Raw genomic sequence first — 16,861 nt, 5'->3', positions numbered from 1 at the left:
GGTTTTGAGCGGAAGCGGCCACCGCGTCCACGGCATGGGCCTCGCGCTCGAAGCGCCGGCCTGGCCGCCGATCACCCCGCGGCAGGCGGCCGGGGTGCTTGCCCGCCTGCCGCAGGCCGGGCCGCTGCGGCGCGTGGCCTGGCATTCGCCCCGCCCGTTTTCCGCCGCCGCGCTGGTCGAGACGGAAAGCGGCACGCTGTTTCTCAAGCGCCATCATCACGCGATGCGCAGCATCGAGGGGCTTGGTGCCGAACATGCGTTCATCCGTCACCTGGCCGGGCGCGGGCAGCCGGCCGTCGCGCCGCTGGCCGATGCCGACGGGCAAACCGCTTTCGCCATCGGGGAATGGGTATGGGAAGCCCACCCGCTGGCTCCGGGGGTGGATCTCTATCGTGATCGCCCGTCCTGGACGCCGTTCCTGCAGCCTGCGCATGCCCATGCGGCCGGCCAGGCGCTTGCCCGGCTGCACCGCGCCAGCGGCGATTACCGCGCGCCGGCGCGGCCGGCCGAACCCTTGGTGAGCAGCGCCAAGATCCTGGGCGCTGCCGATCCCGGGCAGGCCGCGCAGGTCTATGTCGCGGCACGGCCGGCGCTGGCCCGCTGGGTGGCCGGCAGGCCGTGGCAGGCCGAACTGGCCGGCGTTCTTGCCGCCCATCGGGCGCCAGCGGTGGCGCAGGCCCTGCGCACGCGGCCCCGGCTGTGGACTCACAACGACTGGCACCCGTCGAACCTGACCTGGGCGGCCGATGGAAGCGTTGCCGCCGTGCTCGATTTCGGGCTGGCGGACCGTGGCTTTGCCCTGCTCGATCTGGCCATTGCGCTGGAACGCTGCGCGGTGCGCTGGCTGGAACTGGGCCTGAAACCGGGCCTGAAACCGGGCCGGGAACCGGGCCTCGAACCGGACGGCGGCGGTTCCGGCCTGGCCCGGATCGAGGATGCCCGTGCGCTGCTGGCCGGCTATGCCCGCGAAGCGCCGCTGAGCGGGGCCGACCACGCCTTGCTGGCGCGACTGATGCCCCTGGCGCATGTGGAATTCGCCCTTGCCGAAGTGGATTACTTTACCGGGCAGGTGCAGCGCCCCGGCGATGCGGCGCTTGCCTGGAACGGCTATCTGCTGGGCCATGCCGCGTGGTTTTCCGGGGTCGAAGGGCAGGCCCTTCTGGCGGCGATCGCGGGAACGGACGAGGCATGAGCACGCTGGAACTGGTTGCGGTCGCCGTGAGCCTGCTGGGCATAGGGTTGACCGCGCGACGCGCGATGGCCTGCTGGCCGGTCAACATTCTGGCCTGCGCGCTCTATTTCAAGCTGTTCCTGGACGTGAAGCTTTATGCCGACATGGCGCTTCAGGCGCTGTTTGGCCTGGCCATGGTCTATGGCTGGCTGGCCTGGGCGCGCAGCCGGCGGGCCGGGGTGCCGGAAAGCGGCGCCGTGGCGGTGGCGCCGCTGGGCCGGGTGGCGATGCTGGCGGGCCTTGGCGCGGGAGCGCTGGGGGCCGGAACGATCGGCTGGTTCACCAGCCACTATACCGACGCCGCGCTGCCATGGATCGATGCGGCGCTGTCCAGCTTCAGCCTGGTGGCCCAGGTCTGGGCGGCGCGGCGCCACGCCGAAAACTGGCTTTTGTGGATCGCCGTTGACGTCATCTATGTCGGCATGTTCGCGTTCAAGGGGCTGTGGCCCACGGCCGGCCTCTATGCCGTGCTGGTGGCGCTGGCCGGGCTGGGCTGGCACGCGTGGCGACGCGGCAGTGCCGTTGCGGCCCGGGCCTGACCGTGCGGGATCGGAACGCCGCCACCGCTGTTTTCATCGCGCAAAGGCCGCTGCTTGCAATTTTCCATCTGCCGCATATATTGCCCCCATATCGCGGCATATGGTGAGGCAACGGTGGCAACGGCATTTCTGGCGGATGTTCTGGGGCAAGGGGGGGCGGTTTCCCCCGATGTCATTTCCGGCCGCCTGCGCATTACCAAGACCGAACTTGCCCAGGCGCTGGGCCTGTCGCGCGACAGCGTTTCCAAGGCCAGCCGCGTCGCCTCGCCCGCCACGCAGAAACGGCTGCGCGACATGGTGGAAATCGTCAACCGGGTGATCCCCTGGGCGGGCTCGGAACTGGCGGCCTTTGCCTGGTATCGCTCGCAGCCCCTGCCTTCGTTCGGGGACCAGACGGCCGAGGATCTGGTGCACGCCGGGCGGGGCGAAGCGGTGAAGCGCTATCTCAGTCGCATGGCCGAGGGCGGCTTTGCTTGACCCTGCCGTTTTGCCGGTTCGCCGGCGCGGTCTATCGCGCGCACCATCCGCGCTGGGCGGTCGATCCGGTCTCAGGGGCAGGCGCGGCGCGGCACGGCGGGCGCTTCAATCCCGTGGGCATGGCCGCGCTCTATACCGCGCTGCGCCCTGAAACCGCCTGGCTCGAAGCCCAGCAGGGCTTTGCCTTCAAGGCGCAGCCGATGACGCTGTGCGCCTATGACGTGGACTGTGCCGATCTGCTCGATCTGACCGATCCTGCGGTGCGCGCCACGCTGGGCATCGCCCCGGCAGACCTGGCCTGCGCCTGGGAAGACCTGGCCGATCGCGGGCAGGCCCCACCCACCTGGCATCTTGCCGCAGATCTTTCGGCCAGGGGCGCGGCCGGGATCATCGTGCCCAGCTTTGCCCACCGGGCGCGGGCCGACGATCGCAACCTGGTGTTCTGGCGCTGGAGCGCCGACCCGCCGCACCGCGTCCGCGTGGTCGACGATCTCCAGCGCCTGCCGCGCAACGACAGCTCCTGGCGCTGATCTCCCCGCGCGGATCAATATCCGCGATAGGGGTCCCCGTCCTGATAACCCTCTTGATAGCCGTCCTCGTAGCCATCCTGATCGGGGTGCGCACCCCAGCCATGGGGATGATGGGGGCGATAGGCGCGATAATAGAAATCGTGGTAGGGATAGGGGCGATAACGCCACTGGCCGGCCTGGAAAACCCAGGGCCGATACCATTCCGGCGCGGCATAGTAATAATCGGCGAAATATGCCTGGTCATAGGCATAGGGCGCCGCGCCGGGGCGCACGACATGGCCCGGCGGGCATCCCGGGCTGGTCCGGCCACCGGTTCGGCCACCGATCGCCGCCCCGCCCACGGCGCCCACGGCGGCGCCTGCCACCGTTCCGAAACCGCGATCGCCACGGCCGGCCAGGCCATTGCCCAGCACCGCGCCGAACAGCCCGCCGATCACCGCGCCGGCGCCGGCATTGCTGCGCGACGGCGTGCAATTGGCGCGCGCCCAGGCTTCGGCCTCGGCCGCAAAGCGCGCGTCGCGCGCGAACTGTACGGGATCGACCGGGCCGGGCCGATACCCGGGCGGCGGTGGCGGCAGGCGGGTGCCGTCATAGCCGGGGGGCGGCCCCTGGTCATAAGCTGCGAAGCTGCCGCCATATTCTGGAGGTGGCGGTGGCGGTGGCACGGGCTGTCGCGGCCGTGGCGGCGGGGGAGCTTCGAAGCCGGGCGGTGGCGGGGGTGGCGCATCATACCCCGGCGGTGGCAGCGGCGGTTCGCCCGGATAGGCCTGCCGCGCCGCTGCGCTGCCGGCAACGACCGGCAGGATCGCCGCCGCCGTTGCGGTCGTGACGAGAACGGCGCGGGAGAATCGCTGGAGCATCGGCTTCGTCCACTTGTTGTGCGGACACCGGGCTATGACGCTGCGGGTGAACCGATGATGACAGCCCGCCACGATATTTCGCAACGATCGCGGCGCAGTTTCTAGCGCACGGCGAACAGATCCGCATAAGCCTCGCGCAGGGCTTTTTTCTGGATCTTGCCCATGGTGTTGCGCGGCAATTCGGGCAGGAAGATCACGCGACGCGGCTGCTTGAAGCGGGCGAGCTTGCTATCGAGAGCGGCAAGCACGGTCGTCTCGTCAAGCGCGGGGTCGCGGGCCTGGATCACGGCCACCACGCCTTCGCCCATGTCCGGGTGGGGAATGCCGATCACGGCGCTTTCGGCCACGCCGGGAATGGCGTCGATCAGGGTTTCCACTTCGGCCGGATAGACGTTGAAGCCGCCGCAGATGATCAGATCCTTGGCGCGGCCGACGATCGAGACATAGCCGGCCTCATCGATCACCCCCATGTCGCCGGTGATGAAGAACCCGTCGACGCGCAATTCCTCGGCCGTCTTTTCCGGCATCTGCCAGTACCCCTTGAACACGTTGGGGCCGCGCACCTCGATCCCGCCGACCTGGCCCCGAGGCAGGACAGCGCCGGTTTGCGGATCGGTGATGCGCAGTTCCACTCCCGGCAGCGGCAGCCCCACGCTGCCCGGCACGCGGCGCCCGTCATAGGGGTTCGACGTGTTCATGTTGGTTTCGGTCATGCCATAGCGTTCCAGAATGGCATGGCCGGTGCGCGCCGCGAAGGCCTTGTGCGTTTCGGCCGAAAGCGGGGCAGAGCCGGAGACGAACAGGCGCATGTGCGCCGCCCGTTCGCGGGTGAAGGCAGGATCGGCCAGCAGGCGCGTGTAGAACGTGGGAACTCCCATCAGCACGCTGGCCCTGGGCATCAGGCGGATCAGTTCGCCCACATCGAACCGCGGGCACAGGATCATCGCACTGCCCGCGGCGATGGTGATGTTGGTGGCCACGAACAGGCCGTGGGTGTGAAAGATCGGCAGGGCATGCAGCAGCACGTCGTGCGCGTCGAACCGCCAGCAGTCCCTGAGCGTGAAGGCGTTGGAGGCAAGATTGGCGCGGGTAAGCATCGCCCCCTTCGACCGGCCGGTCGTGCCCGAGGTATAGAGAATGGCGGCCAGATCATCGCCTTGCACCGAACGGGACACGGCATCGCCGGCTTGGGTGGCAAGCCCCGACGCCAGCGAGCCCAGCCCGTCGGCGTCCAGCGTGAAGCGCGCGGCCACGCCGATTTCCGCGCAAAGCGCCGCCATGGCCGCTTCGTCCTGCGGGCGGTGGATGAACAGCGCCGGCCGCGCATCGCCCAGGAAGAACCGCACTTCCGCCGCGGTATAGGCCGTGTTGAGCGGCAGATAGACCGCGCCGATGCATTGTGCGGCAAGATAGGTCAGCAGGGCATCGGCGCTCTTTTCCACCTGAACCGCCAGCCTGTCTCCCGCCGTTACGCCGGCGGCCTGGAACAGGCCGCCCATGCGCCGGCATTGCGCCAGCGCGGCGCCATAGCTGATCACCGACCCATCCGGCAGGATCAGGAACGGCGCCTCGGGCGCTTCGGTCGCGCGGTTTTCGAACGTGGCGAACAGATCCTGGTGCATGTCATGCCTTTCTGGCCGGTCAGCTTTCGTTATCGTCGCGATGTCGGCGGGAAGCGCGGTTCCTGTGGCGGATCGAGGCATGGAGCGATACGGCAATGATCGCCGCGCCGATCAGGCCGGTCACCACTTCGGGCACTTCGACGCGCACGCTGATCAGCATGATCACCGCCAGCGCGATGATCGCATAGAACGCGCCCGGTTCGAGGAAACGATATTCGTTCAGGTGCCCGCCGCGTACCAGGGCCACCGTCATCGAACGCACGAACATCGCGCCGATGCCCAGGCCCAGGGCGATCAGCAGGATATCGTTGGTGATGGCAAAGGCGCCGATCACGCCATCGAACGAGAACGAGGCATCGAGGAACTCGAGATAGAGAAACGAGGCCGCGCCCGAGCGCGCCGCCTGCCCGGTGGCGTCCTTGCCCCCCCCTCCTACGAGATCGCCGATCCGGTGCACCGCGAAGAACGTCGCCATCCCGGCAAAGCCAGCGGTGAGGAACGTCTTCTGCCCGGCCGGCGGCAACCAGAACGACAACGCGGCGATGCAGGCCGCCGCCGCCAGATAGGCGCTGCCGGGCACGCGGGCAAAAGTTGCCAGGGGTTGCTCGATCAGGCCGATCCAGTGATGTTCGCGGTCATCGTCGAAAAAGAAGCTGAATCCTACCAGCAACAGGAACGCGCCGCCGAAGCCGGAAATGCCGATGTGCGCGCCGGTCACGATCGCTTCGTAACGGGCGTGATCGGTCAGCGCGATGCGCAGGGCTTCCCACGGCGAGACCAGGGCCGCGAACGCGACGATCAGGATTGGAAAGACGATGCGCATGCCGAACACGGCGATCACAATGCCCCACGTCAGAAAGCGGCGCTGCCACCTGGGGTCCATGGTCTTGAGAATGGAGGCGTTGACCACCGCGTTGTCGAGACTGAGCGAGGTTTCCATCACCCCCAGCACGGCGGCAAGGAACATCATCGAAAATGCCGACGCGACAAGACCGGTCTGGGCATAGCCGAGCATCCCGGCCAGCAACAGGCACAGCGCGGTGAAGACGATCGAGCCGCGAAAGGCTTGCATGGGTTTGGCTCCCTCTCGTGGCAGAATGCGTCGATCCCGCCCGGAATTGTCTGCGGTTGTCCGGTCTGAGGCGGGTGTGTCGGCGCCCTGCCATTACCGTCCGTCACCGGCCGTTACCGGATCGCCGCCGCCGCGCCAATAGGGCGTGGACAGGCAGCGGCAAGAGGCGCGGCGCAATCGCGTTTGTCTTTGCGGGGCGACGCGTTAGAGAAGCTTCACGCGCAACCGCGGGCGCGTGCCTCACAGCTTTTGAAGTTACAGCTTTTGGAGTTTCCCATGCGCCCCTCTTTCGCGTGCCCCTCTTTCGCGTGCACCTCTTTCGCTCTGGCGGCCGCCTCGCTGCTTTCGCTGGCCCTGGCGGCCCCGGCCCCGGCGCAGGAGTCGCCTGCCGCGGGCGCGCGCGTCACGCCGATGACGCCCGATGCCGTCGCCCAGTACGATCAGGTGTTGCCATCGGCGGATTTCGTCCGGCGCGAAGCGATGGTCCCGATGCGCGACGGGACCAAGCTTTATACCGTGATCGTCATGAAAAAGGGCACGCGGGGCGGGCCGATCCTGCTTTCGCGCACCCCGTACGATGCCTGGGGGGCCACTCATCGCGTGGCCAGCCAGCGCCTTGTCGACATTCTCGAAACCATGGACACGGAATTTGCCCAGGACGGCTATATCCGCGTCTATCAGGACATTCGCGGCCTGCACCGGTCGGAAGGGACCTATGTGATGAACCGCCCGCTGGCCGGGCCGCTCAACGATACCGGCATCGATGAATCGACCGATGCCTATGACACCATCGACTGGCTGGTGAAGAACGTGCCGGAAAGCAACGGCAAGGTGGGCGTGATCGGCTCGTCCTACCTCGGCTTCACCACGCTGATGGCGGAAATCAACCCGCATCCCGCGCTCAAGGCCGCCGTGCCGGAAAGCCCGATGGTCGATGGCTGGATGGGCGACGACTGGTTCCACAACGGCGCCTTCCGCGTCAATTCGCTCAGCTACGCGCTGTCCCAGGGCTATAACAAGGCGCAGGGCGGCGGCGAATTCGCACTGGGCAAGGAAGACGATTACACCCGCTGGCTGGCCGCCGGCTCGGTCGGCGATTTTGCCGCGAAGCTGGGCATTGCCCAGGTGCCGACAGTGCGCAAATGGCTGGAAAATCCGGCCTATACCGATTTCTGGTCGCTGCAGGCCGTCGACAAGTGGCTCGCCGCGCGGCCGCTGACCGTGCCCACCATGCTCGAAGTGGGGCAGTGGGACCAGGAAGACAGCTATGGCGCGCCGGCCGCCTATCGCGCGCTGGAACCCAAGGACAAGGCCAACGACATGGTCACCTTGGTGATCGGCCCGTGGCGCCATTCGGGCGCCAACCATGGCGGGTGGAACCTGGGCGCGCTCGAATTCACGGGAGATACCGCGCAGCAATGGCGCGTTCGCTATCTCAAGCCGTTCCTCGATCACTGGCTGAAGGATACGCCCGATCCGCGCACGCCGCCGGTGCTGACCTATGCCACGGGCATCAACCAGTGGCAGGAAAGCCCGCGCTGGCCGATGGGCGCTCCCACCCCGCTCTATCTTGGCGCCAACGGTTCGGCCGGGTTCGAACGGCCGGCCATCGCCGGGCACGATGACTATGTCAGCGATCCCGCCCGCCCCGTGCCGTTCATCCCGCGCCCGATCGACATGGACGATCCCACGCAGTGGAAGGCCTGGCTGGTGCAGGACCAGCGCTTCGTTTCCGGGCGGCCCGACGTGGCCGAATGGCAGACCGCCGCGCTCGACAAGCCGGTGCACATCATGGGCGCGCCCGAGGTGGATCTCTATGCCGCCACGACCGGGACCGACAGCGACTGGGTGGTCAAGCTGATCGACGTCTATCCCAACGACGTGCCCGAAGCCCCCGAACAGGGCGGGCGCCCGTCGATGGCCGGCTATGAGCTGCCGATCGGGATCGAAATCTTCCGCGGCCGCTATGCCGGGAGCTTTGCCCAGCCCGCCGCGCTCAAGCCCGGGCAGGTGGTGCACTATCACTGGGCCCTGCCCAACGTGAACCACGTGTTCCTGCCGGGTCACAAGCTGAAAGTGCAGGTGCAATCCACCCTTTTCCCGCTCTATGACCGCAACCCGCAGACCTATGTGCCCAATATCATGTTCGCCAAGCCCGGCGATTACCGCAAGGCAACGCAAAGCGTGTGGTTCGGCGGCGACAAGGCGAGTGCCGTAGTGCTGCCGGTGGTGGCGGAGTAGGCGGCAGCCGGCAACGTTACGCCGCCAACCCCACCGCGATCGTCAGCGTGCCCAGGCCCGTTGCCATGATCGCGCGCAGGCGCAGCCAGCCAGGGGGCAAAGCCATGCGGCGCGCCAGGGCGCGATCGGCAAGGGGGCTGGCAAGGATAAGCGTGCCCAGCACGAGAAGCGAGGGTCCTGGCCATGGCGCGCCCACGCACCAGGGCAGCAGGGCAGCCCAGGCGATCAGGCTGGGCAGGACGGCCAGGGCATGGAACCACCTGGCCCTGACCCCGCCCAGCAGCCCCGCCATCCACCACAATCCGCCCAGGAACGAGAGGATCAGCGCGGCATAGCAGCACGCGGCCGCCAACCCGAGCCAGCGGGAAGGGCCATCCTGCAGCACCATGGCGAAGCACAGCGCCTGCGGCAGAATGCCGGCCAGGCCGAGGAGAACGAGCGGGCGGGGCAGGGCGGCGAGCGTCATCGTGCCGCAATCCGGCCTGGCGATGGCCGCGGCAAGCTGTCTTTTAGGTCCTCCGCCGTTCACGGCTTTCGGGCAATCCAGGCATCGATCGCGGCCGCGGCCTGCGGCGGCAGGTGCAGGCCCAGCTTGCTGCGCCGCCACAGCACGTCCTGCGCGCTCTGCGCCCATTCGCTGTCGACCAGATAGGCAAGTTCGGCCGCATGAAAGCCGCCGCCAAAATCCTCGCCCAGATCGGCCACGCTGCGCGCCGTGCCCAGGATCAGCCGGGCGCGCGTGCCATAGGCGCGGGCCAGGCGGTGCAACAGCGGCACCGGCAACGCGGGATAGGCGCGGCGCAGATCGGCCTGGAACGCCGCGAAATCCGCGCCGGGAATGTCGCCGCCGGGCAGCGTCGCGCCGGCGGTCCAGGCCGGGCCGGCCCGGGAAAAGAACGGAGCCAGTTGCCCCATGGCGTGCTCAGCCAGCTTGCGGAACGTGGTAATCTTGCCGCCGAACACGCTGAGCAGCGGGGCGGCGCCATCGGCACTGTCGAGATCGAGCACATAGTCGCGCGTCACGGCCGAGGCGTTTGCGGCGTGATCGTCATAGAGCGGGCGGATGCCGGCATAGCTCCACACCACGTCATCGGGCGTAACCGCCTGCCGGAAATAGGCCGAGACGGTTTCGCACAGATAGGCGGTTTCGTGGGGGGCGATGCGCGCCGGGCCGGGCGGCCCGGTCCACGGCTCGTCGGTAGTGCCCACCAGCGTGTAGCCGTGCTCGTAAGGGATGGCGAAAACCACACGGCGATCGGGGTTTTGCAACAGGAACGCGTGATCGCCCGGATAGAGCCGGGGCACCACGATATGGCTGCCCTTGATCAGGCGCACGCCGCGATCCTGGCGGGCGCCCGCGCTACGCTGAAGCACGTCTTCGACCCAGGGGCCGGCAGCATTGACCAGCGCGCGTGCGCGCACCGTCTGCTGCGCTCCGCCCATGGCCAGCGTGGCGATCCATCGGCCACCCTCGCGCCGGGCGGAGACCAGCCGCGTGCGGGTGGCGATCCGCGCGCCCCGCGCGGCCGCATCCATGGCGTTGAGCACCACCAGGCGGCTGTCTTCCACCCAGCAATCGGAATAGACGAACGCCTTGCGCGCACCGGGCTTCACCCCCTCACCCAGCGGAGAGGCCGCAAGGTCGACGGTCTGCGTGGCGGGCAGCGCCTTGCGGCCGCTGATATGATCGTAGAGAAACAGCCCCAGCCGCACCATCCAGGCCGGCCGCGGCGAATGCAGCTGCGGCAGCACGAAGCGCAACGGCCAGATGATGTGCGGCGCCATGCCCCACAGCCGCTCGCGCTCGATCAGCGCCTCGCGCACCAGGCGGAATTCGCCATATTCCAGATAGCGCAACCCGCCGTGAATCAGCTTGGTGCTGGCCGACGAGGTGTGGCTGGCGAGGTCTTCCTGTTCCACCAGCAGCACGGAAAGACCGCGCCCGGCCGCATCGCGCGCAATCCCTGCGCCATTGATGCCGCCGCCCACAACAAGAAGATCGTGCACATCGGTTTCGTGCGGGATAGTCATCTGTCGGTCCTGCTGTGTCTGTCCTTGCCGGACAAAGGCATGGCCTGGCCTATGGGAAGAAGGCGCAGGGGCGCAAGGAGGATCATGACGCAGGCAACCCACGTTCTGGCGATCGACCAGGGCACGACATCCACCCGCGCCATCGTGTTCGATCGTCAGGCCCGCGCCGTGGCGACAGCCCAGCGCGAATTCGCGCAGCATTATCCCGCGCCCGGGTGGGTGGAACACGATCCCGAAGACATCTGGCGCGATTGCCTGGCCACCGCGCGGGAAGCACTGGCCAAGGCCGGTGTTCCCGCCGCGGCGATCGCGGCCATCGGCGTTACCAACCAGCGCGAAACCGCCCTCGTCTGGGACCGCGCCAGCGGGGAGCCGATCCACCGCGCGATCGTGTGGCAGGACCGGCGCACGGCCGATGCCTGCCAGGCGCTGCGGCATGACGGGGCGGAAAGCATGGTAAGGGCACGCACCGGCCTGGTGCTCGATCCCTATTTTTCCGGCACCAAGATCGCCTGGATGCTCGATCACGTGCCCGGCGCGCGCATGCGGGCCGAGCGGGGCGAACTGGCTTTCGGCACGATCGACTGCTTCCTGCTGTGGCGGCTGACCGGGGGGCAGGTCCACGCGACCGATGTGACCAATGCGGCGCGCACCATGCTGTTCGACATTCACCGCCAATGCTGGGACGAGGACCTGTGCCGTCTGCTGCGCGTGCCGATGGCGCTCCTGCCGCAGGTGCACGACAATGCCCATGCCTTTGGCGTCACCGCGCCGGGCCTGTTCGACGCGCCGATCCCCATTGCCGGCATGGCCGGCGATCAGCAGGCGGCGCTGTTCGGCCAGGCCTGTTTCGAAGCGGGCCAGGCCAAGTCCACTTACGGCACGGGCTGCTTCATGCTGCTGAACACCGGAGAAACGGCGTTCCCTTCGCACAGCGGGCTGCTGACCACGCCGGCCTGCCGCATCGCCGGGCGGATGACCTATGCGCTGGAAGGTTCGATCTTCGTGGCGGGGGCGGCGGTGAAATGGCTGCGCGACGGCATCGGGGTGATCACCCACGCCCGCGATACCGATGACATGGCAACCCGGGTGCCCGATAGCCACGGCGTCTACATGGTGCCCGCTTTCGCCGGGCTGGGCGCGCCCTATTGGGATGCCGACGCGCGCGGTGCGATTTTCGGCCTGACGCTGGGCAGCACCCAGGCGCATCTCGCCCGCGCCGCGCTGGAGGCCGTGGGCTATCAGACCCTGGACCTGGCGCGCACCATGGCGGCCGATGGCGCGCGCTATCCCGCGGCGCTGCGCGTCGACGGGGGGATGGCCGCCAACGACTGGCTGTGCCAGTTTCTGGCAGACCTCTTGGATACGCCGGTGGAACGGCCCGGGCATCTGGAAACCACGGCGCTGGGCGCGGCGTTCCTGGCCGGGCTCGCCACCGGTTTCTGGTCGGGCCAGGCAGAACTGGCCGGGCAGTGGGCGTGCAGCCGCCGCTTCGTGCCGGCGATGGATGCCGCGCGGCGGGCGCGCCTGGTCGCGGGGTGGGGCGATGCGGTGGCGCGCACCTTGTCGCGTCCGGCGGCGCCGGCGTGAAGCGGCTTATTCAGGCGGGCAGATCGCCCCGGCCGGATCACCGGCAAGCCGCGCTTCGGCCAGGCTGATGGCAAAGGGGCCGCTGGCGCGAAGGCCCAGCACCTGATCGACCTTGTCGATTTCGAGCCCGCGCGAAACCAGGCAGGCAAGCGGCACGCGCAACACGTGCCAGCGGCCGTCGGCCGGCGCCAGCACGGTGTTGAGCGTCGCGCCCGCCGTCTCGCCGTTGCCGCCCAATTCCAGCCGCACCGGGCCTTGCGGCGCCCGATCGACGCGGTAGGTCAGTTGCAGGACCATCTGCGCATTGGCCTCGCGCATCCAGTTGAGCGGGGCGCCGGTCACCATGAGGGCGCCCTCCTGCCCGGCCCCCCAGGCCAGGCGCAGCGCGCCTTCCTGAACCGTCGCGCTATCCACCTTGCGTGCATCGAGGCCGGGGCTCAGGGTCAGCCGGAACGGGGCCGGCGCGCTCGCGCGGCTGAGAAACAGCATGGTGTTGGCCGCCGCGGCATCGAGCCCGGGCGTTTCGTCCAGCGTGCCCACTTTGCCGCCATGGGCATAGCGCAGGCCATAGCCCAGGGGGAACAGCGGATCATAGCCCGGCCGGCCCTGGTTCAGCGTGAATTGCCCGGCCGTTTTGGGCCATGAGAACGAAAGCCGGCCGTTGAAATCGTGGCGCGGCTGGCCCGCGGCCGTGCCGATCAGGACATCGGCAATGCCCCCGCCTTCGCTGCCCGGAAGCCAGGCGGCGACAAAGGCATCGGACTGGTTGAGTTCGGGATTGACCCACAGCGGCCGGCCCGACAGCAGCACGGACACCGTCGGCACTCTGGCGGCGCGCAGCCGCTTGAGCAGGGCCAGCGCCCGTTTGTCGCCCGCCTCGAATTCCAGTGTCTTCACGTCGCCCACCCCTTCGGCATAGGGCGGTTCGGCAAAGACGACGATGGCAACGTCGGGCTTTTGCGCAAAGCGGCCATCGGGGCTGAGCGTTGCGGTGCCGCCGCCGGCGCCCACGGCCTGGGCGATGCCGGCCCAGATCGACTGGGCGCCGGGAAAATCGGCATTGCTGTTGCCTTCGCCCTGCCAGCTCAGCGTCCAGCCACCCGATTGCAGGCCGATGTCGTCGGCGGCGGGGCCGGCCACCAGGACCCGGGCACTGGCGCGCAGCGGCAGGACGCCGTCGTTCTTGAGCAGCACCAGCGACTTGCGCACTGCCTCGCGCGCCAGGGCGCGGTGTGCGGGCGTGCCGATCTCGCTGTCCTGCCCGGCAAGGGGGCGCGGCGCATCGAACAGGCCAAGGCGGAACTTCACGCGCAGGATGCGCCGCACCGCGTCGTCCACGCGGGCCATCGGGATCACCCCTTCGCCCACTTCGCGCACCGTATTGTCGAACAGCGTCTTCCACCCGTCGGGCGCCATCGCCATGTCGAGCCCGGCGTTGAAACTGATCGGGCAATCGACGTTGGAGCAGCCGGGCACCTGGGCATGGCCGTTCCAGTCGCCCACGACAAAGCCGTCGAAACCCATGCGCTCTTTCAGCACGTCGGTCAGCAGGCTGCGGTTGCCGTGCATCTTCTGCCCGTTCCAGCTGCTGAACGAGGCCATGACCGTCATCACGCCGGCATGGATCGCGGCGGGATAGCCGGCGTTGTGAATGGCGATCAGTTCGCTTTCGGGCACCTCGGCGTTGCCCTGGTCGATCCCGTCGGTGGTGCCGCCATCACCCAGGAAATGCTTGGCCGTCGCGGCAACATGCCCGGTCTGGACACGGTTGTCGCCGCTCGGGGCGCCTTGAAGCCCTTCGATCATGGCCCCGGCATAGGCGCGCACAATGGCCGGGTCTTCGGAATACCCTTCGTACGTGCGCCCCCAGCGATCGTTCTGCGGCACCGCCAGGGTGGGGGCAAATGCCCAGTCGATATCGGCCGCGGCGGTTTCCCGGGCCGTGGCCGCGCCGATGCGGCGCACCAGATCGGGATCGTGCGCCGCCCCCAGCGCGATATTGTGCGGAAAAAGCGTGGCGCCCACCACGTTGCTGTTGCCATGCACCGCATCGATGCCGAAAATCAGCGGGATCGGCTCGTGGCCTGGGCGGCGTTCCAGGGCAACCGCGCGGAACGCCCGCGCCGTCGCCACCCATGGCCCGATGGGCGAACGGTCCGACCCGCCGAGCGGGGGCGTGCTGCCGCCCGCCAGGATGCTGCCCAGCGGATAGCGGCGCAGATCTTCGGGCCGCACCGTGGAAAGGTCGGCCTGGATCATCTGGCCGACCTTTTCGGCAAGGCTCATCCTGGCGATCATCCCGGTGATCGCGCGTTCGGTGGTAGGGTCTTTCGGCTGGCCGCTTCTGACCGTCGGCCATAATGCCGGATGCGCTTGCGCCGAACGAGCTTCTGCCGCGGGAACGGGGGCCTGTTGCCCGGCGCCCGGCGCGGGTTCCGGCGTTGCCGCCATAGCGGGGGCGGTGCACGATGCGCCGGTCAGCAGGCAGGCGGCAAAAGCGATAGTCCTGCGGCGCATCTTCCGTTCCGATCCTGTTGCAAAGTCTCGATTTACGGCCTGGCTGGACAGCTTACAAGCGGTGCCCGCATGGGTGCTGTCAGGCCGGAAGCGCTTTGTAGGCCGAAACGATCGCCGCGATCTGCGTTTGGGCTATCGAGACTAGGGATTTTCCCTGTGGCAGCGCGGGGGCTGCCCCGGCACGGTCGGCGATCGGACAAACTGCCCCGTTGCCCGGCCGCTTTCTTGCGCCTAGCTAAGGCGGCATGACCGCCCGCTTTCCCCAAGCCCGCCTGCGCCGCACCCGGACCACCGCGTGGAGCCGCGCTTTGCATCGTGAAGTGCTGGTCACGCCGGCCGACCTGATCTGGCCCCTGTTCGTGACCGAAGGACACGGGGTGGAAGAGCCGATCGCAGCGCTGCCCGGCGTTTCGCGCTGGTCGGTCGATGGCGTGGCGGCGCGCGCGAAAGAGGCGGTGGATCTGGGCATTCCCTGCCTGGCGCTCTTTCCCAACACGCCGCCCGCGCGGCGCAGCGAAGACGGGCGCGAGGCGCTCAATCCCGACAACCTGATGTGCAGGGCGATCCGCGCCATCCGCGATGCCTGCGGCGATGCCATCGGCATTCTGACCGACGTGGCGCTCGATCCCTATACCAGCCATGGCCAGGACGGGCTGGTCAACGCGGCCGGCTATGTGGAAAACGATGCCACGGTGGAAGTGCTGGTGGGGCAGAGCCTGAACCAGGCGGAGGCCGGCGCGGATATCATCGCCCCGTCCGACATGATGGACGGCCGCATCGGCGCGATCCGCGATGCGCTGGAAGGCGCAGGCCACGCCAACATCCAGATCATGGCTTATGCGGCCAAATATGCCTCTGCCTTCTATGGCCCGTTCCGCGATGCGGTGGGATCGCGCGGGCTGCTGAAAGGCGACAAGAAAACCTATCAGATGGACCCCGGCAACGCCGAGGAAGCCCTGCGCGAAGTGGCGCTCGATCTGGCCGAAGGCGCCGACAGCGTGATCGTCAAGCCCGGCCTGCCCTATCTCGACGTGGCGTTGCGCGTGAAGGAAGCTTTTGGCGTGCCCGTCTTCGCCTATCAGGTAAGCGGCGAATATGCGATGATCGAAGCGGCCGTGGCCGCCGGCGCGGGGGAGCGCGACGCGCTGGTGCTGGAAACGCTGCTGGCGTTCAAGCGGGCGGGCTGTTCGGGCGTGCTCACGTATCATGCGGCGCATGCCGCGCGCCTTTTGCAGGGCTGAACCGATGGCCGTTCGCCCTGATGTCACCATCCTGCCGTTCCGTGGCAAGGCGCCCCGGATCGACCCCACCGCCTTCATCGCCCCGGGCTGCCGCATCGTGGGTGACGTCACGATCGGCGCGGGTGCGTCGATCTGGTACAACTGCGTCATCCGGGCCGATATGAACCGCGTGGTGATCGGCGCGCGCAGCAATGTGCAGGACGGCAGCGTGATCCACTGCGACAGCCCCAAGCCCGGCCGGCCGGACGGCTTTCCCACGCTGATCGGTGACGACGTGTTGATCGGCCATATGGCGATGGTGCACGGCTGCACGCTGCACGATCGCGCGTTCGTGGGCCTGGGCGCGATCGTGATGGACGGCACGGTGATCGAAAGCGACGCCATGCTGGCCGCCGGTGCCATGCTCACCCCCGGCAAGCGCATTCCCGCGCGGCAGTTGTGGAGCGGCCGGCCGGCGGTGTTCATGCGCGAACTGGCGGACGGGATGCTGGCCGACATGCAGCGCGGCGTGGCGCATTATGTCGAAAACGGCGCTGCCCACGCGGCGGCCGTGGCCGACGCTTTCGGCAAGCCGGCGGGCAGCTGAACCAGACGAGCGCGGTCAATCCCCGCGTGCTTCGTCCGCCCAGCGTTCCACCTTGTCCACCACGGTATCTAGGCCCCAGCGGCCAGCCGTTTCGTGCCAGGCATCGGCGGCCGCGACGATCGGCGCCGTCACATCGCTGGGGGGCAACTGGTCGGCCCAGTTGGCAATGGCGTGGGAATTGAACAGCACCAGCGCCAGGCTGCTGCTGCCCAGCACGCCCCAGGCCCAGCCCCAGCCGCTTTGCTGCGCGGGGTTCGGGGCGGCGCTGGTTTCTTCGGCAAGGTCGATGGGCGAATCGCCCCAGGGCAGGCCGTCGTTCATGAT

15 protein-coding genes are annotated in these 16,861 nt (G+C 68.4%); 8 read left to right on the top strand and 7 right to left on the bottom strand.

Annotated elements, in window-relative coordinates; all coding sequences use genetic code 11:
* Positions 1-34 precede the first annotated feature (34 nt).
* The 4 genes from AC3EDY_RS03595 to AC3EDY_RS03580 all read left to right on the top strand — a co-directional run bounded on the left by AC3EDY_RS03595 (position 35) and on the right by AC3EDY_RS03580 (position 2,777).
* A complete protein-coding gene (locus AC3EDY_RS03595) occupies positions 35-1,192 on the top strand; it encodes a phosphotransferase enzyme family protein (RefSeq protein WP_488571218.1) in 1,158 nt (385 codons plus the stop codon).
* The gene (pnuC, locus tag AC3EDY_RS03590; protein ID WP_488571094.1) at positions 1,189-1,770 is read left to right on the top strand and encodes a nicotinamide riboside transporter PnuC; all 582 of its coding nucleotides are present in this window, start codon (positions 1,189-1,191) and stop codon (positions 1,768-1,770) included. Before AC3EDY_RS03595 ends, pnuC begins: the two co-directional genes overlap by 4 nt.
* Before the next feature lie 114 nt (positions 1,771-1,884).
* Positions 1,885-2,247, top strand: a complete 363-nt coding sequence (locus AC3EDY_RS03585) for an antitoxin Xre/MbcA/ParS toxin-binding domain-containing protein (protein ID WP_488571093.1) — start codon at positions 1,885-1,887, stop codon at positions 2,245-2,247.
* Complete coding sequence (locus tag AC3EDY_RS03580) at positions 2,244-2,777, top strand: RES family NAD+ phosphorylase (protein WP_488571092.1); 534 nt, start codon at positions 2,244-2,246, stop codon at positions 2,775-2,777. Before AC3EDY_RS03585 ends, AC3EDY_RS03580 begins: the two co-directional genes overlap by 4 nt.
* Before the next feature lie 14 nt (positions 2,778-2,791).
* Here AC3EDY_RS03580 and AC3EDY_RS03575 read toward each other — a convergent pair whose 3' ends face one another.
* The 3 genes from AC3EDY_RS03575 to AC3EDY_RS03565 form a co-directional block, all read right to left on the bottom strand.
* On the bottom strand, positions 2,792-3,637 hold the full coding sequence (locus AC3EDY_RS03575; protein WP_488571091.1) for a hypothetical protein: 846 nt from the start codon (positions 3,635-3,637) through the stop codon (positions 2,792-2,794).
* A 101-nt stretch (positions 3,638-3,738) separates the two neighbouring features.
* Positions 3,739-5,259 carry a malonate--CoA ligase gene (locus AC3EDY_RS03570; RefSeq protein ID WP_488571090.1) on the bottom strand — a complete coding sequence of 507 codons (1,521 nt, stop codon included), beginning with the start codon at positions 5,257-5,259 and terminating at the stop codon, positions 3,739-3,741.
* Between the two features lie 19 nt (positions 5,260-5,278).
* The gene (locus tag AC3EDY_RS03565; protein ID WP_488571089.1) at positions 5,279-6,331 is read right to left on the bottom strand and encodes a DUF475 domain-containing protein; all 1,053 of its coding nucleotides are present in this window, start codon (positions 6,329-6,331) and stop codon (positions 5,279-5,281) included.
* A gap of 276 nt (positions 6,332-6,607) precedes the next feature.
* On the opposite strand from AC3EDY_RS03565, the gene AC3EDY_RS03560 reads away from it, so the two are divergent.
* The gene (locus AC3EDY_RS03560; RefSeq protein WP_488571088.1) at positions 6,608-8,572 is read left to right on the top strand and encodes a CocE/NonD family hydrolase; all 1,965 of its coding nucleotides are present in this window, start codon (positions 6,608-6,610) and stop codon (positions 8,570-8,572) included.
* A gap of 16 nt (positions 8,573-8,588) precedes the next feature.
* Here the strand turns inward: AC3EDY_RS03560 and AC3EDY_RS03555 are convergent, their stop codons facing one another.
* Positions 8,589-9,038, bottom strand: a complete 450-nt coding sequence (locus AC3EDY_RS03555; RefSeq protein ID WP_488571087.1) for a DUF3429 family protein — start codon at positions 9,036-9,038, stop codon at positions 8,589-8,591.
* 59 nt (positions 9,039-9,097) lie between these two features.
* Positions 9,098-10,603 carry a glycerol-3-phosphate dehydrogenase gene (locus AC3EDY_RS03550; RefSeq protein WP_488571086.1) on the bottom strand — a complete coding sequence of 502 codons (1,506 nt, stop codon included), beginning with the start codon at positions 10,601-10,603 and terminating at the stop codon, positions 9,098-9,100.
* An 84-nt stretch (positions 10,604-10,687) separates the two neighbouring features.
* Between AC3EDY_RS03550 and glpK the strand changes: the two genes are divergently transcribed.
* Positions 10,688-12,193 carry a glycerol kinase GlpK gene (gene glpK / locus AC3EDY_RS03545; RefSeq protein ID WP_488571085.1) on the top strand — a complete coding sequence of 502 codons (1,506 nt, stop codon included), beginning with the start codon at positions 10,688-10,690 and terminating at the stop codon, positions 12,191-12,193.
* 6 nt (positions 12,194-12,199) lie between these two features.
* On the opposite strand, the gene AC3EDY_RS03540 is transcribed toward glpK, so the two are convergent.
* A complete protein-coding gene (locus tag AC3EDY_RS03540; protein ID WP_488571084.1) occupies positions 12,200-14,710 on the bottom strand; it encodes a glycoside hydrolase family 3 protein in 2,511 nt (836 codons plus the stop codon).
* A gap of 245 nt (positions 14,711-14,955) precedes the next feature.
* Here AC3EDY_RS03540 and hemB point away from each other — a divergent pair, with 245 nt between their 5' ends.
* Positions 14,956-15,951 (top strand): porphobilinogen synthase, encoded by a 996-nt coding sequence (hemB, locus tag AC3EDY_RS03535; RefSeq protein WP_488571083.1) that lies wholly within the window; start codon positions 14,956-14,958, stop codon positions 15,949-15,951.
* 4 nt (positions 15,952-15,955) lie between these two features.
* Positions 15,956-16,537, top strand: coding sequence for a gamma carbonic anhydrase family protein (locus AC3EDY_RS03530; RefSeq protein ID WP_488571082.1), 582 nt, complete (start codon positions 15,956-15,958; stop codon positions 16,535-16,537).
* 15 nt (positions 16,538-16,552) lie between these two features.
* Here the strand turns inward: AC3EDY_RS03530 and AC3EDY_RS03525 are convergent, their stop codons facing one another.
* Positions 16,553-16,858 (bottom strand): hypothetical protein, encoded by a 306-nt coding sequence (locus AC3EDY_RS03525; RefSeq protein ID WP_488571081.1) that lies wholly within the window; start codon positions 16,856-16,858, stop codon positions 16,553-16,555.
* Positions 16,859-16,861 lie beyond the last annotated feature (3 nt).

This window comes from Novosphingobium sp. DS6-6 (assembly GCF_057784975.1).
The sequence above is the reverse complement of the archived record's forward strand: the minus strand, read 5'-3'. Positions and strand labels throughout refer to the sequence as shown.

Excerpts from the sequence above, each read along its gene's own strand:
- AC3EDY_RS03565 (WP_488571089.1), bottom strand. The coding sequence starts at position 6,331 with ATGCAAGCCTTTCGCGGCTCGATCGTCTTCACCGCGCTGTGCCTGTTG.
- AC3EDY_RS03530 (WP_488571082.1), top strand. The coding sequence starts at position 15,956 with ATGGCCGTTCGCCCTGATGTCACCATCCTGCCGTTCCGTGGCAAGGCG.
- AC3EDY_RS03575 (WP_488571091.1), bottom strand. The coding sequence starts at position 3,637 with ATGCTCCAGCGATTCTCCCGCGCCGTTCTCGTCACGACCGCAACGGCG.
- glpK (WP_488571085.1), top strand. The coding sequence starts at position 10,688 with ATGACGCAGGCAACCCACGTTCTGGCGATCGACCAGGGCACGACATCC.
- AC3EDY_RS03570 (WP_488571090.1), bottom strand. The coding sequence starts at position 5,259 with ATGCACCAGGATCTGTTCGCCACGTTCGAAAACCGCGCGACCGAAGCG.
- AC3EDY_RS03540 (WP_488571084.1), bottom strand. The coding sequence starts at position 14,710 with ATGCGCCGCAGGACTATCGCTTTTGCCGCCTGCCTGCTGACCGGCGCA.
- AC3EDY_RS03525 (WP_488571081.1), bottom strand. The coding sequence starts at position 16,858 with ATGAACGACGGCCTGCCCTGGGGCGATTCGCCCATCGACCTTGCCGAA.
- AC3EDY_RS03595 (WP_488571218.1), top strand. The coding sequence starts at position 35 with ATGGGCCTCGCGCTCGAAGCGCCGGCCTGGCCGCCGATCACCCCGCGG.
- pnuC (WP_488571094.1), top strand. The coding sequence starts at position 1,189 with ATGAGCACGCTGGAACTGGTTGCGGTCGCCGTGAGCCTGCTGGGCATA.
- hemB (WP_488571083.1), top strand. The coding sequence starts at position 14,956 with ATGACCGCCCGCTTTCCCCAAGCCCGCCTGCGCCGCACCCGGACCACC.
- AC3EDY_RS03550 (WP_488571086.1), bottom strand. The coding sequence starts at position 10,603 with ATGACTATCCCGCACGAAACCGATGTGCACGATCTTCTTGTTGTGGGC.
- AC3EDY_RS03555 (WP_488571087.1), bottom strand. The coding sequence starts at position 9,038 with ATGACGCTCGCCGCCCTGCCCCGCCCGCTCGTTCTCCTCGGCCTGGCC.
- AC3EDY_RS03560 (WP_488571088.1), top strand. The coding sequence starts at position 6,608 with ATGCGCCCCTCTTTCGCGTGCCCCTCTTTCGCGTGCACCTCTTTCGCT.